11 protein-coding genes are annotated in these 15,417 nt (G+C 47.0%); 2 read left to right on the plus strand and 9 right to left on the minus strand.

Annotated elements, in window-relative coordinates; translation table 11 throughout:
• The 4 genes from WBV75_RS02670 to uvrC form a co-directional block, all read right to left on the minus strand.
• On the minus strand, positions 1-260 hold a 260-nt coding region (locus WBV75_RS02670), incomplete at its 3' end, for a DUF3108 domain-containing protein (RefSeq protein ID WP_424119113.1).
• 453 nt (positions 261-713) lie between these two features.
• Entirely contained in the window at positions 714-1,856 is a 1,143-nt protein-coding gene (hppD, locus tag WBV75_RS02675; protein WP_424119114.1) for a 4-hydroxyphenylpyruvate dioxygenase, read from the minus strand.
• A 271-nt stretch (positions 1,857-2,127) separates the two neighbouring features.
• Positions 2,128-4,392 (minus strand): patatin-like phospholipase family protein, encoded by a 2,265-nt coding sequence (locus WBV75_RS02680; RefSeq protein WP_424119115.1) that lies wholly within the window; start codon positions 4,390-4,392, stop codon positions 2,128-2,130.
• A gap of 14 nt (positions 4,393-4,406) precedes the next feature.
• Positions 4,407-6,197, minus strand: a complete 1,791-nt coding sequence (gene uvrC, locus WBV75_RS02685) for an excinuclease ABC subunit UvrC (RefSeq protein ID WP_424119116.1) — start codon at positions 6,195-6,197, stop codon at positions 4,407-4,409.
• A gap of 457 nt (positions 6,198-6,654) precedes the next feature.
• Between uvrC and WBV75_RS02690 the strand changes: the two genes are divergently transcribed.
• Positions 6,655-7,233: a 5-formyltetrahydrofolate cyclo-ligase gene (locus WBV75_RS02690; protein WP_424119117.1), complete on the plus strand. Its 579-nt coding sequence runs from the start codon at positions 6,655-6,657 to the stop codon at positions 7,231-7,233.
• Here WBV75_RS02690 and WBV75_RS02695 read toward each other — a convergent pair.
• The 4 genes from WBV75_RS02695 to ileS form a co-directional block, all read right to left on the minus strand.
• A complete protein-coding gene (locus WBV75_RS02695; RefSeq protein ID WP_424119118.1) occupies positions 7,230-7,850 on the minus strand; it encodes a lipoprotein signal peptidase in 621 nt (206 codons plus the stop codon). The two genes, WBV75_RS02690 and WBV75_RS02695, sit on opposite strands and share 4 nt — an antisense overlap.
• Positions 7,851-7,923: 73 nt before the next feature.
• On the minus strand, positions 7,924-8,616 hold the full coding sequence (locus tag WBV75_RS02700; RefSeq protein ID WP_424119119.1) for a hypothetical protein: 693 nt from the start codon (positions 8,614-8,616) through the stop codon (positions 7,924-7,926).
• Positions 8,576-8,959 (minus strand): TraR/DksA family transcriptional regulator, encoded by a 384-nt coding sequence (locus WBV75_RS02705; protein WP_424119120.1) that lies wholly within the window; start codon positions 8,957-8,959, stop codon positions 8,576-8,578. The genes WBV75_RS02700 and WBV75_RS02705 overlap by 41 nt, the downstream gene beginning before the upstream one ends.
• Before the next feature lie 4 nt (positions 8,960-8,963).
• Positions 8,964-12,365 (minus strand): isoleucine--tRNA ligase, encoded by a 3,402-nt coding sequence (ileS, locus tag WBV75_RS02710; protein ID WP_424119121.1) that lies wholly within the window; start codon positions 12,363-12,365, stop codon positions 8,964-8,966.
• A 185-nt stretch (positions 12,366-12,550) separates the two neighbouring features.
• Here ileS and WBV75_RS02715 point away from each other — a divergent pair, with 185 nt between their 5' ends.
• On the plus strand, positions 12,551-12,865 hold the full coding sequence (locus tag WBV75_RS02715; RefSeq protein WP_424119122.1) for a hypothetical protein: 315 nt from the start codon (positions 12,551-12,553) through the stop codon (positions 12,863-12,865).
• A 58-nt stretch (positions 12,866-12,923) separates the two neighbouring features.
• On the opposite strand, the gene WBV75_RS02720 is transcribed toward WBV75_RS02715, so the two are convergent.
• Entirely contained in the window at positions 12,924-15,353 is a 2,430-nt protein-coding gene (locus WBV75_RS02720; protein ID WP_424119123.1) for a TonB-dependent receptor, read from the minus strand.
• Positions 15,354-15,417: the final 64 nt, after the last annotated feature.

The raw sequence follows: 15,417 nt of genomic DNA on the forward strand, positions 1-15,417 counted from the left end.
GTATACCCCCCCTCGTTAATTTTACGGATAAATCGGTAGGGCCTGCCATCCGTTTTTCCGAAATAGCTCTCATACCGGTCATCCACTTTAAAGAAAATACTGGCTAATCCGGTTGTCTTTCCAGTACCCACAACATGATATACGGGAGTGCCCCCCAGCGTTTCAGAGGTCAGGTGCAGGGTAGCATAACTGGCGTTGAAGATGCCGTAGTGCACCCTGAATTTCAACCATTCCCCCGGTTTGAATGCGGAATTTTCCACGGCTGTATCTGGGTTTGGGCGATATTGGGAGTTCAGAGCGCTTGCGCTCAGACATAAAAAAATTACGGAAGACAGAAGACGGGATGCCATCATAATCATCACAAATTTGGTGAAAATATGATTGCCGGGGACGACCCGGGCGTATTTTCCAATAAGATAACCTCCGATTTCCCCATTCTATTGCACCTTTTGCCGGATTTTCCTTATTCCAAAAAAATCCTCCAAAACAAAAAAAGCCCCGATCGGGCGACCGGGGCTTTTCCTAAATAACCAACCAAACTTTAAATTATGAAAAACCAATACTTAAAGTTCCAAGGGAACCACCCCTTGATGTGATCAAAAATAATACATCAACTCAGGGATAATCTCTATTTTAACGGACTTTAACTCCGGTCTTAACACACTTTTATCGATTTGGGTGCTGAATTTCAGAATTCGTTAAGAACTCAGAGGTCAGAGGGTACCCCTGGATTCCTGTTCACGCTCAATGGCTTCAAAAAGAGCTTTAAAGTTCCCCTTGCCAAAGGATTTGGCTCCTTTTCGCTGAATAATTTCAATAAAAAGGGTCGGGCGATCTAAAATGGGCTTCGTGAATATTTGCAACAAGTAGCCTTCATCATCCCGGTCAATCAGAATACCCAGTTCTCTGAGAGGTTCCAGTTTCTCGTCAATCTCCCCCACCCGGTCGAGGACCGTCTCATAATAGGTTCCCGGCACCGTGAGAAATTCCACCCCTCTGTTCTTCAAGGCGGTAACCGTCTCTATAATATTGTCAGTGGCCATCGCCATATGTTGTACTCCCGCTCCGTTATAAAATTCGATATACTCCTCAATCTGAGACTTCTTCCGACCTTCCGCGGGTTCGTTGATCGGAAATTTAATACGCCCGTTCCCATTACTCATAACCTTGCTCATCAGAGCGGTATAGTCTGTGGAAATATCTTTGTCGTCAAAGGAGATCAATTGGGCAAACCCCATGACTTTGGCGTAAAAGTCGACCCATTTGTTCATCTCATTCCACCCCACATTGCCCACCATATGATCGATGAACTTCAGCCCGGTAGACTCCGGTTGGTAATAGGGATCCCAGGGGCGATATCCCGGTAAAAAAGTGCCTGTATAGTTCGACCGTTCCACAAAAACATGCACCGTCTCCCCATAGGTGTGTATTCCCGACAATACCACTTCTCCGAACTCGTCTTTCAGGGTTTTTGGCTCAAAATAACTCTGGGCACCCCTTTTCACCGTTTCTTCATAACTCTTACTGGCATCATCTACCCACAGGGCGATAGCCTTTACCCCGTCCCCGTGCTGATCGATATGCCTGTTGATGTCCCCTCCGGGCTTTAGGGGGGAAGTGAGTACCAACCGGATTTTGTCTTGTTGTAAGACATAGGATACGCGGTCCTTCATCCCGGTTTCCAAACCCGCATAGGCCAGCGGTTGAAATCCCCAGGCAGACATATAGTAATGGGCGGCCTGTTTGGCATTTCCGACGTATAATTCAACGTGATCTGTTCCAAGAAGGGGCAGAAAGTCCTGGGCATCAGGGTTTTCTTTAGGTAATTTTAATGAGGTGTTATCTACTAAGGACATGATACTATTTTTTAATCGGTTAGAAAACTGCAGTTTAGACAATGTAAGGTTCCGCGGACGCGGTAAGAAAAGCTGCTTACCACATTGCCCGTAAGTGGGGGGTAATATCGGATCTCAGTACAATCACGTGTAATACTTTCCACAAATATCGGAAAAAACGACGAGTCCCAGAAGTTATGTTCGGGCCCTGGTAAAGCCTGGTGAATACCTTAAGTGGACCCGGTTTAAACGGAGGGTGAAAATAGTGCAGTCTGCGAAATACCCTCCCTGTTTAAAACCAGTACCCCACGCTGAAGAATAGGACATTATTGTCAATTTCGGGAGACCAGGAGTAGAGCAGTTGTACCGGCCCGAAAAACGAAGCCCAGCCATACCCAATACCATAGCCGGAAAAGTCCGGGGCGGTAAACCATTCCCCGATTCTGAACAGATCATCCTCTACATTGGCGTAATTCAACGAAAACATGAAGTGATGGTTCCGAGCAAATTCCCAGTCGAGCCGCCCATAGGCTTTCACATAACTATTTCCAGGAAGGCTCAGAAAATCATAGCCGAGAAAGGGCACAAAATTATTGATCATCTCAGCTCCAAAACCCCCCAGGACAAAATCCAGGGATGTGATGCTTGAAACTCCCAGCTTGAATCCCCCTTCGGTTTCGAGATTCAGGCTCAGGTTGGACCAAAGCGGGAAGGCGGCGCCCATTCGGGCTTTTCCAATGGAGAACTCAGAAAAATTATCGTTAAAGTCGGATGAAAACAGGTAGAGGTGAAAGTCCCCGTCAAAATACAAGCCCCGTGTAGGAAAATACTTGTCGTCATAGGTATCCAGGGTCAGCTGCCCGAAGGTGCTGAAGTAGTTGCTGTTTTCAAAATAGGTGCGCCCGTCCGAATTTTGGGAGACCGGATCCCCGACCTCATTGGGCAAATCATTCAGGGTTCGGGAACTGTACTTTAGCAGCTTGTGTTCCAGACCAAGGCTAAAGGCAAACTCTTCCCTTAGCGTAGTTTGAAAATAAATCTGGTTGGTCAGATCGGTCACATCCAGGTTGATGACATTGATATCGGTGTTCTGTCGGGTACTGAAGTTCTGTTGAATCAGGCTATAGTCAACCTCTTCATCGAAACTGTTGTATCTTGAATTTATCCCAAAACTCCAATAACTCCCTTTATCCACAAAGTATTCGGCGTTGTAGCGAATGTGATCTCCCAGGATCAAATCCAGGGACGCCAAATCGTCATCCGCCAATAATTTTTTCTTGGTGTAATTCAATAGGCCCGCTGTTTTGTAAAGGTCATCATAATGCAGGCCAAACCGAATGAAAGATTGTATGGGATCCTCCTGAAGGTAAAGGATCAGGTCTTCTCCAATCCCGTTGGAAATGAGTTCATATCTGATAGTTGCGAAATTATTGGTTGCCGCCAGGTTGACGATACCTTCCTGTAACTCTTTAAAAGCAATTTTTTCAGAGAGATCAAACCGCAGCTTACCCTTTACAAAGCCTCTGGAGTAACTGCTGTTTCCACGAATGATGAGCCGGTTTATCACCAGCGAATCCACAGCTTTTGTAATCGGAGGCCTCCGCCTTACAATGGTTTGTTTACCCGCAACACCCTTTAGGGCATCCCAATGCTCTCTCGCCGCTCGGGTACCTTCGGCCATTATACTGTCCTGGGCTTCAAAGTCAATTACGGAATACTGTTCCATATCTGGTTTGATGTAGACATCCGTTTTCAGGCGTTTTTCCTCCATTTGCCCGACCGTGCTGTAATTGTTTATCTGCAACAGGACTTCAGTGGCCGAATTGAGTTCTTCCCGCACTCTCAGACCGTGCTGTACATCCACCCCAATAATGATATCGGCTCCCAGGGCCCGGACACGATCCACCGGATAGTTATTCAGCACCCCTCCATCAATCAATATCCGTCCATCTACTTCGGCGGGCACAAAGAGGGAGGGAAAGGTTCCGCTGGCCATAATTGCCTCGGGCAAGTACCCCTTGTTAAGCAAAACTTCTTCTCCGGTCTCTACATCGGTAGCAATACAAAAAAAGGGTATGGGCAACTGGTTAAAATCTGAAATGTCTTTTACGTGGTATAAGGCCTCCACCAGTTCATTGTAGATATTCTGACCCCCTGAAAGGGCCGCGGGAATACTGACCTTAAACTTCTGGAAGGGTAAGGTCAGGGCATAGCGCTCCTCGGCCTCCTTCTCGTAAAACGGTTTGGCCGTCCGGGGCAATTCATCCTGGATCAAGACGCTGAAATCATTACTCCTGAAAAGGGAGTCGAGTTGGGTAGCGGTATATCCGGAAGAATACAAAGCCCCAACAATAGCGCCCATACTCGTGCCCCCAATAAAATCAATACGCACCCCGGCTTCCTCTATGACTTTGAGTGCGCCGATATGGGCCATCCCTTTTGCACCTCCACCACTTAAGACCAGGCCTACCTTGATATCCTGCCCAGGCACCGGTGACGGCTGCTGAGCAAATGCCAAAAACGGCATAAAAAGGAGGATATTCAAAATGCTGCGCATGGAGTGAAGGTACTTTATTCGCGTAAACTTTCATAAACTTTAAGGGCTTTTGAGGGCCCTACTACCGCGCTGAGTTCCTCCAGGGAGCTCTCGCGAATCCGTTTGACAGATTTAAATTTGCGCAGGAGTTGTTGAGCAGTTTTTGCCCCGATTCCCTCTATATTTTCCAGGGCTGAATTAATGGCGGCTTTGCTCCGCTTTTTCCTGTGAAATGTAATCCCAAAGCGGTGGGCTTCATTTCGCAGTTGTTGCACTACCCTAAGGCTTTCGGACTTCTTATCCAGATAGAGGGGAATCGGGTCCTGGGGAAAATATATCTCCTCCAGCCTTTTAGCGATGCCAATAATGGCTACCTGCCCCCTTAACCCCAACCGCTCCAGACTCTCAAGTGCCGCGGAAAGTTGCCCTTTACCCCCGTCGATCACAACCAACTGGGGCAGACTTTCCCCTTCGTCGAGCAGGCGTCTGTACCTCCGGTGTACGACCTCGCCCATAGAAGCGAAGTCATCGGGCCCTGTGACCGTCTTAATGTTGTAGTGCCGATATTCCTTTTTGGAAGGTCTGCCGTCTCTGAAAACAACACAGGCTGCCACAGGATGGCTACCCTGTATGTTGGAATTATCAAAACACTCAATATGCCTCGGCTCCTCAGAAAGCCGCAGGTCCCGTTTCATCTGCTCCATCAACCGGGTGGTATGCCGGTCCGGATCTGTTATTTTTATCTGTTTAAAGCGTTCCTGTCGGAAGAATCGTGCATTGCGTTCGGAAAGCGCTACAATTTTGCGTTTATCCCCCATTTTGGGAACCCTGATTTTTATGTCCGTTGGGAGTGGCACTTCAAAAGGAAGGTAAACTTCCTTGCAATCCGACTCAAAACGCCCCCTCAGGTCAACAATGGCCAGGGCGAGTAAGTCTTCATCGGATTCCTGAAGTTTCTTGCGTATCTCCATGGTGTGGGAACGCACAATGAGCCCATGGCTGATTTGCATGTAATTTACATAGGCATGGGTGGGATCGGAAACGATAGAAAACACGTCTACATTGGATATTTTCGGATGGACTACTGTGGATTTCACCTGATAGTTTTCCAATACCTCTATCTTCTCCTTCATCACCTGGGCGGCCTCAAATTGCATTTCAGAAGCCAGATGGTTCATGCGGTTCCGGAAATAATGCAGGGAGGTCCGAAAATTCCCCTTAATAATCTCACGGATATCATCTACCTGTCTCTGGTAAGCCATTTCGTCCTGAAGACCTTCACACGGACCCAGACAGTTTCCCAAATGATATTCCAGGCACACTTTATACTTTCCGGCCTGGATTTTTTCCTCAGAGAGATCGTAGTTACAGGTACGGAGTGGGTATACACTTTTAATCAGGTCCAGCAAAGCCCGAACTGTTCGCATCTGAGTATACGGGCCGAAGTACTCAGAGCCGTCATTTATCCTTTTCCTTGTGGGAAAGATTCGCGGGAATCGCTCATTTTTAATGCAAAGCCACGGATAGGATTTATCATCCCGAAGCAAAACATTGTATCTGGGCTGATGCTCCTTGATGAGATTGTTTTCCAGTAAAAGGGCATCAGACTCCGTTGGAACGACAATGTGTTTCAGGGACCTGATTTTTCGCACCATAACCCGGGTTTTTCCATTCTGGTGCGTTTTAGTAAAGTAAGAACTAACCCTTTTTTTAAGGTTTACGGCCTTCCCTACATACAGTATTTTATCCTCTGCGTCGAAGAACTGATAAACGCCCGGGCTTTCCGGCAGGGTTTTTAGTTGTATGTCCAGTGCCAATTCGTCCATTGAAGTCCGTATCCTTCTTCAAAGATACGGCCCCTTATGATTCCAGCAGATTCAAAATATTTTTTTGATCCTTCTGACGTAAAAAAACCAGTTTTTCAATAGTCGATGCAGGGGTTTTGCAGGCTGTGATCGGAAATTTGCATCAAACAACGATAATAATCTATGACTAAAAATCTAAATATTAGGAGGTTAGCCATACTAAAGTGGTGTTAAGATCGTTTTAAAAAGAGTTGGGATCCGTTAAAACTTTGTCAAATCTGTGTATTTCATCGATTAATTCATACCGTTTATAGTAAAGTTTCCGTTATTATTTTATATTTAGAAAATTAAAGCACACAACTTATGGACAACTATCTCATAACCCTGGGAATGTACCTGATACTGATGCTTTTTTTCAAAGTGTACGTCGCCGTTTCGGCCAAAGAGTAAACCTTGAAAAAAAACGTTCCCCCGCGTAATGGCCCGGTTTGAAGCGATGCAAAAGGATCAGCTTCGGACTACCTGCCTTCAAAATCGAAATACCCTTTCCAAATCACAGGTAGAAGCGGAAAGTTTAAAAATTGCCAATCGCTGTCTCGGATTACCTATCTGGGATGGCTTTTTTTATCACCTGTTTCTGAGTATCCCAGAGAAAAAGGAAGTTGACACCTCTTTTTTACTCACTGTACTCCAGGGAAAAGATAAAAACATTGTACTGCCCAGTGTTAAGGGTAAACGCAACCTGGACCACACCCTGCTCACAGATTCTACCGAACTAAAAACGAGTTCCCTTGGAATTCCCGAACCCGTTTCAGGCCTTTCAGTCGCACCTGAAGTACTCGATGTGATTTTTGTTCCCTTGCTCGGATTTGATATTGACGGGAATCGCCTTGGGTATGGTGGCGGATACTACGACCGCTTCCTGGCCCAATGCAGGCCGGATGCCAAAAAGATAGGTTTGAATTTCTTCGGCCCTCTGAGGCAGATTCCCAATATAGAAGATACGGACATCCCCCTCGATGGATGTGTTACCCCGGAGGAGTATTATACTTTCTAGGAGACCCTTTTTTCAAAAGCACTTTTGTTAAAAACCAGGAGTATCCCTACACCCGTGCTGATCGCGGTATCGGCAATATTGAAAACCGGCTCAAAAAAGCGGAAGGCTTTGCCGCCTAAATACGGAATCCAGTCCGGCCATAAGGTATCGATCATTGGAAAATAGAGCATGTCTACTACTTTTCCGTAAAACAAGCCTGCATACGGCTCGTCTGAACCAAGAGTCGCAACCTGCCCAAAGCTGTGATTAAAGAGTTGTCCGTAGAATAAGGAGTCAATAATATTGCCAATGGCCCCCGCAAAAATCAGACTTACAGCTAAGATCAGGATGGTATTGGCCTTTTTACGAAGGATATCCCACAACCAGTATCCAATTCCCGCGATTGCGAGCAAGCGGAAAACGGTGAGAATCAATTTTCCGGTCCTCTCGGAAACCGGAAGGAGATCACTGAGTTTTGTTCCCCAGGCAGCCCCTTCATTTTCTATAAAGAGAATTTTAAACCAGGAAAAGACCTCGACAGACTCGCCCAGCTCAAAATGTGTTTTTATATAAATCTTGCTGATTTGATCTGCCAGCAATACGAGGCCTACCAGCAGGAGGGATTTTTTAAGATTCATCCTGTTCTTTTGAATCTGCCAAAAATAGGGATTATATGCCAATCTCAGGGTATCCGCATAAGGGATCCGGTTTTCACAAAGAACTGATCACAATATCGCCCCGGGTACTGTAGAGTTTCAGGTGATGATTCCCCCGGGGGATGGGCTCCCGAAGGACAGTGCCATATTTGGATTGGGCATCTACTACACCAGACTGAAGATGGGCTGTAATGGGCGCCGAACCTGTAGTGACTTCAGTGTTATGGGCCCGGTGGGACAGATCGCAACCCCCATCATTAAAGACAATTCCGAGGTCCCTGAACACCCCGGATGTAATAACCTGGCAGCTCGCCCCACTTAAGAAAACATTCTGGTACTCCGGAAGGGTTATTTTCAATCTGATGGAGACTACCTTATGGGCGCCGAGTTTATCGTTGGGCATCTTAAAATTGGGTCCAAACAGCGTTTCGATAAACAACGTCGTCCCGGACTCCTTGAAAAGCACCATAAGATCCGATCCGTATTCCCCTTCCATACGCGCCTCCACGCTAACCTCCTGAGAGGCTTCTGTGAGCAGCTCAACCTCATAGGCGAGGGAGCCGTCAATATTGATCGACTGTATATTGGGGTTCAGGAGTGTCTTGGTTACTTGTTTTTGTGCGAAAAGACACCCCCCTGTAAGGACTAAAAACAGAAAGGTTCCCGGGAAATCCAGGCCCAAAAAAAGCCCCGAAGGGCCTTTTTGTTTATTTCTGCATGTTCTTGGCTTCAATACTGAGGGTAGCATGAGGAACCAGTTTTAAACGTTCCTTGTTGATGAGTTTTCCGGTGACACGACAAATACCGTATGTCTTGTTCTCTATCCTGAGGAGGGCATTTTTAAGGTCCCGGATGAATTTTTCCTGTCGGATGGCCAGCTGGGTATTCGCCTCCTTACTCATAGTCTCTGAACCTTCTTCAAATGCCTTGAAGGTGGGAGAGGTATCATCTGTCCCATTATTCCCATCATTCATATAAGAGCTTCTGAGCAGCTCCAGGTGTGATTTGGCTTTCTCGATCTTCTCTTCTATGATCGTTCTGAACTCCTCGAGGTCTTTATCTGAATACCGTGCTTTTAAATCTTGTCCCATAATATCAATGTTTTTGGATCAGCAATTTAGTCGTAACCTCATCAAATTCAATGGCCGTCCCCTCCTTTAATTCTTGCTGGAATTCCAGATCAGCCGTCAGGGTCTCTGATTTAATATACTGCAAATTGCTCATAACGGCTGCTTCCACCGTTTCATTTTTCAAAAATTTAACGTCAATTTTGTCGGTCACTTCGAAACCTGATTGTTTCCTCAGGTTTTGGATTCGGTTGACCAGTTCCCTGGCGATCCCCTCTTTGCGCAGTCCTTCATCAATGGTAACATCCAGGGCAACCGTAAGCGGACCGGAGGATGCCACTAACCAACCCTCGATATCCTGAGAGCTGATCTCCACATCTTCTAGTTGTAATTTAATACTTTTCTCTTCAAGGTCAAGCACTAATTCGCCTTCGCGTTCGATTTTCTGGATATCCTCCTGCTTTAAATTCCCCACGGCAGCGGCGATATGTTTCATATCCCTGCCATATCGCGGGCCCAGGGTTTTAAAATTTGGTTTAATACGCTTTACGAGGATGTCAGAGGCGTCGTCGAGCAATTCGATCTCCTTAACATTAACCTCCGATTTGATGAGTTCGGCTACCGCTTCTATTGCCTTTCGCTCCCGGGTATCCAATGCAGGGATCATAATCTTTTGCAAGGGTTGGCGGACTTTTATCTTCTCTTTCTGACGAATAGACAACACCAGGGAAGAGATGGTCTGAGCCATAGCCATCTTTCGCTCCAGATCCTTGTTGATAAATTCAGGGTTGGGCGTTGGAAACTGCGACAAGTGTACGCTCTCGGATGTCTCCTGTACGGCCACCATAGTCAGATCCCTGTAGAGCTGCTCCATAAAAAATGGCGCAATCGGAGCGGCTAATTGAGAAATGCGCTTCAGGCATGTAAACAGCGTCTGGTAGGCGGAAACTTTATCCTGTCCGTAGTCCCCTTTCCAGAATCGTCGCCGACAAAGACGGACATACCAGTTACTGAGATGCTCCTGAACAAAATTTGAAATCATTCGGGCCGCCCGAGTCGCTTCATAGGTTTCGTAAGCATTTTCTACCTCCTGAATCAGGGTGTGAAGTTCTGAAAGAATCCAGCGGTCGATTTCAGGGCGGTCTTCAATGGGGATCTCCGCTTCCCGATAACAAAAGCCATCTATATTTGCGTAGAGGGCAAAGAAAGAATAGGTATTGTAGAGCGTCCCAAAGAACTTGCGCTTGACCTCCACAATCCCCTCCATATCGAATTTGAGGTTATCCCATGGATTGGCGTTCGAAATCAGGTACCATCGGGTCGCATCAGGGCCATGGACATCAATCGTTTCAAAAGGGTCCACGGCATTTCCAAGGCGTTTAGACATCTTCTTCCCATCCCGGTCCAGTACCAGGCCATTTGAAACGACATTTCGATAAGCCACAGAATCGAATACCATAGTAGCTATGGCGTGAAGCGTATAAAACCAACCCCGCGTCTGGTCTACGCCTTCAGCGATAAAGTCTGCCGGGAAATATTCCCCTGTATCTATATACTCCCGGTTCTCAAAAGGGTAATGCCATTGGGCGTAAGGCATGGACCCACTGTCAAACCAAACATCGATCAGATCGCTCTCACGCTTCATTGGTTTTCCCGAAGGTGACACGAGGACAATAGCGTCCACAAAGTTTTTATGCAGGTCGATTCGGTTGTAATTTTCATCAGACATATCCCCGGGAATAAAGGATTCCAGAGGGTCTTTGTCCATAACCCCTGCCTTGAGGGATTTCGAAATTTCAGTCTTGAGTTCGGATACAGAACCGATCATGACCGTCTCCTTTCCGTCCTCTGTCCTCCATATCGGAAGGGGGATCCCCCAGTACCGGGATCGCGAGAGATTCCAGTCGTTGGCTGAAGCCAGCCAGTTCCCAAATCGGCCCACCCCTGTAGCTTTGGGTTTCCAGTTGATCTGGCCATTGAGTTCGTACATGCGCTCCCGCACATCGGTCACTTTTATAAACCAGGAATCCAGAGGGTAGTACAAAATGGGTTTATCCGTCCTCCAGCAATTCGGATAACTGTGGAGGTACTTCTCCACCTTGAACGCCTTATTTTCTTCCTTGAGGCGAATCGCCAGTTCTACATCTACGGATCGCTCAGGAGCAGTACCTTCCGGGTAATATTCATTTTTGACATACTTCCCGCCAAGTGGCCCCATTTCCGGACGAAACCTCCCCTGCAGATCGACCAGGGGTACTGGATTCCCGGATTCATCCAGGACGAGCATTGGGGGTACGGGAGGATTGGCTTCCTGCGCCACCTGCATATCGTCCGCGCCAAAGGTGGGAGCCGTATGTACTATGCCCGTACCATCTTCCGTGGTTACAAAATTTCCTCCAATTACCCGAAAGGCATCCTCGGCACCTTCATAGGGAAGTGTATAATCCAACAATTGCCTGTATCGTATCCCGATAAGCTCAGAACCCTTAAAACTCTGAAGGACCCGATACGGGATTTTCTTAGCCTTCTCCACGTCCTCCGGCCAGGCTTCCCCGGAATCTACTGCATAGAATTTTCCTGAAAACACGGTGCTTATCAAGGCTTTTGCCAGAATGACTTTTGAAGGCTGAAACGTATACTGGTTAAAGGTTTCAACCAGGACATACTCAATCTTCGGGCCTACTGTAAGGGCCGTATTTGAGGGGAGTGTCCAGGGGGTTGTCGTCCAGGCCAGGAAATACAGAGGGCCGGATTCACGGGCCAGGAAACCAGGCAGGGTGTCTGCAACAGCTTCAAACTGGGCGGTAACGGTAGTATCGGTAACATCCTGGTAGGTGCCGGGTTGGTTTAGCTCATGAGAACTAAGGCCCGTCCCCGCCTTGGGCGAATACGGTTGAATGGTGTAGCCTTTATAAATAAGGCCTTTATCGTAGATTTCTTTCAGGAGCCACCAGACAGTCTCCATGTATTTTGGTTTATAGGTGACATACGGATTCTCCATATCCACCCAATACCCAATTTTTTCGGTCATCTCATTCCAGACATCCGTATACCGCATGACGGCCTTTTTACAGGCTTCATTATAGTCTTCAACGGAAATCTTTGTCCCTATATCTTCCTTGGTGATTCCCAATTCCTTCTCTACACCTAATTCTATGGGAAGCCCATGGGTATCCCAGCCGGCCTTGCGCCTGACCTGAAAACCCTTCATGGTCTTATACCGGGGAAAAATATCCTTGATGGTCCGGGCCATCACATGATGTATTCCCGGCATTCCATTCGCCGAAGGAGGTCCTTCATAAAATACAAAAGGAGTGCCTCCTTCACGGGTGCTGATGCTTTTTTCGAATATATTTCCGGCTTTCCAGAAATCCAAAACAGCCTCAGCAACATGGGGGAGATCCAACTTTTCGTATTCCTTGAATGTCATCTTTTTCCGGAATTGAGTCCTCGTTTTTGTAAAGAGGGCAAAATTAATGAATTTAAAGGATACCCTAAAGGCATTTAAAAGGGAATTGGTACAGTGAAATCATTGACAGAATTGGATGAAATGGTCCAGCTATACAATATTTACGTATATGACTACTGAATATCAAAACCTAAACACTCTTTATTATGAAAAAAAGAATCTTTTCTGCTGTTTTACTTTCAATGGCCCTTCTAGTATCTCTGGGGTCTTGCCGGGAAACTGCCGATAAAACCAAAGAAGCCGCAGCTGAAACCCAGGAAGCCCTTGAAGATGCGGCTGACGATGTAAAAGACGCGGCTGAAGAGGCTGCAGAAGACGTCAAAGATGCTGGCGAAAAAGCTGTAGATGAAGTTGAAAAAGCTGCTGAAGAAGCCGGTGACGCCCTTGAAGAAATGGGTGAAGATGTTAAAAATGCAGCCAAAGAAGTTAAAGAAGATGTAGAAGAGGCGGTTGATCACTGATTTGGGTGATAACACCTTTTTATTGCAAACCCGTGCCGAAAGCACGGGTTTTTTTATGTCAAATCCTCACGTTAAAGCCGGCAATCACATTAAACCCCGCCGCCGCAATTCCTGAAGAATAAGTACGGTATCTCTGGTTGGTCAGGTTCTCTAGTGCAAAAGTGAATTGGTAGCGATCCCAAAGCGTGTAGGAAGCCCGAAGGTTTAGGGTATACCATGATGGAGAATATGGATTCCCGTTGGCATCTTCGGCATAGATAAACGGCTTGGCCCGCTCGGACAAAGCCAGGTCCTCAAAAGGGATTTCTCCATTGTAATTTAAAAATACTCCTGCCTGCCAGGGATATTTATCCCACGACAACTCCAGGTTGCCAAAGGTTGGTGCTACATGCCTTGCGGCCGTGGTTCTCCCATCAGCTTCTTCTTCTTCACCCTCAGCCAGGGTCAGGTTCCCGCTGAGCCCCCAAAATTCATGAAGCGATGCGTCAAAGCCAAACTCCACCCCATAAACAAAAGCTTTGGAGGCATTTTGAATCGCCTGTACTTTACTCGGTACGCCATTATATACAATAGTATCTGTTTCATTAAACGTATAGTCGCGTCGTACCATCGCATTAGAAAGGTACGTGTAATAAGCCGACCCCCTTACAACCAGTTTATCCCCAAAATTCTGGCGGACCCCGATTTCAAAATTATACGCGTACTCTGGTTCCAGGTCCGGGTTGGGTACTACCACAGCGCCCGGCTCAGAATCGAATACTTTCCCGATATCATCTATATTCGGCGCTCTGAATCCGGTGGAGAGGTTTGTGGTTATCTGCGTATCCTCATAGGGAAACCAACTCACCCCAAGACTTCCCGTAAAAGCCCCATTGTCTAAACGGGCGTCCTCAAAAGGAAAGGGATAAAAGTCCTGTACAAAATCAGCATTTATCCAGAAATGGCTATATCTCAACCCTGCGAGCAGGGAAAGGTTCGGTTTCAGACGATAGGTACTGTTGATGTAGGCAGCAAGGCTCATCCAAAGCGAGTCATCCGGATAGCGCGAAGGTCCGGCCGATTGCTCCCCTGTGCGGACATTTTCTTCTGAGCCCGCAGAATTAACCTGATTCAATACGTACTCTGCCCCGTAGAACAGGTTAAAATTTCCAATTTTACCATTTTCAAAATCGAGATTCAGGGAATATGCATCTACCTGTTCCTCAGTGATAAACCGTATCGGGTCCTGAAAATTCCGATCCCTCCGGCCCTCTTCAAAAAACTGATAGGCCACACTCAGCTTAACCCGGTCATAAAAGGCCTCTGTGCCTTTATGCGACACCAGAAGGTTGCCCATACCCCATATCTGCGGCCCGTATTCCCACTCAGCGGATCGAAGCCCCGCCTCGTTTTCTGCAGGGCGAATCAGCCGGTCGTACCGGGGTACATCCGAAGTTTGGGAGTAGTGTAATCCCAGGTCAAAGGACCAATTATTGTCAGGCCTATACCCCACTTTTTGCATTAAACTCCATTGGTGATATCCCGTAGGCACCTGCGTCCTGGGATCTTCATTGGCCTTGAATTCGTCCTGTCCGTTGCGGGTGACCACATAACCCGGCCTCAAATAAGACTCGGGCCCATGAAGTCCCATCTTCAGGTCCCCGAAGGAGTTATAGGTCAGGCTTGTGAGCGTTGCCCATTTTTCGCCGGAAAGGGCAAAATCCCCATGGAGGGTCTGTTCATTGGAGGCGCTGGAGGTTCGGTAGCCGGCATTCGCATTGAACTCCAAAGAATCTGATCTCGAAAACCGGGGAGATTTGGTATAAAAATTCATGACACCCCCTATGGCATCGCTGCCGTAAATCACGGACCCCGGGCCAAAAAGGACTTCTACATTTTTTACGGCAAACGGATCGATGGAAATGATGTTCTGAATATTCCCCCCCCTGAAAATCGCGTTGTTCATTCGAACCCCATCTACAGCAAGCAGAACCCGGTTAGTGGCAAAACCCCGAATCATCGGACTACCCCCTCCATACTGGCTTTTCTGAACAAACACCTTTCCGGACTGTTGCAGCAAATCGGCAGAGGTCTGTGGGTTCCCCAAAGCCACTGCCTCCGCATTAATAGTCTCAATTTTTTGGGGGATATCCCTTTTTTGTTGTTCCCATTTAGAAATAGAGACCACGATCTCCTGTAGTTGCTCCGGTTTGGAAACAAGCAAAATCCGCCCACCCATCTGTCGAATGCCGTCGGGGTATAAAATTCTGGTCTGATAAGCGAGGTGCCTTATCTCAATCCGCACCCTTTCCGGAAAGTTCCCGAGATCGAATTGCCCGTCAAAATCAGTTAGGGCCGTAACAGAACGATCCTGGGTAAAGACCGCCACATCGGAGATGGGTTCACCGGTATCCCTGTCGTAAATCCCAACCTGTTGGGCATTCAGACCACAGGTTACCCAAAAAAACTCAAGAAAAACAAAGGTAAAAACCTTAAGAAAAAACTTCATCCAGAACTTCTAAAGACTTGGGTTTTTTAAATCCGTGCAAATGTATCTCAAAATAGCGAATCAT

It is taken from the genome of Robiginitalea sp. (assembly GCF_049588695.1).
Taxonomy (GTDB): Bacteria; Bacteroidota; Bacteroidia; order Flavobacteriales; family Flavobacteriaceae; genus Robiginitalea.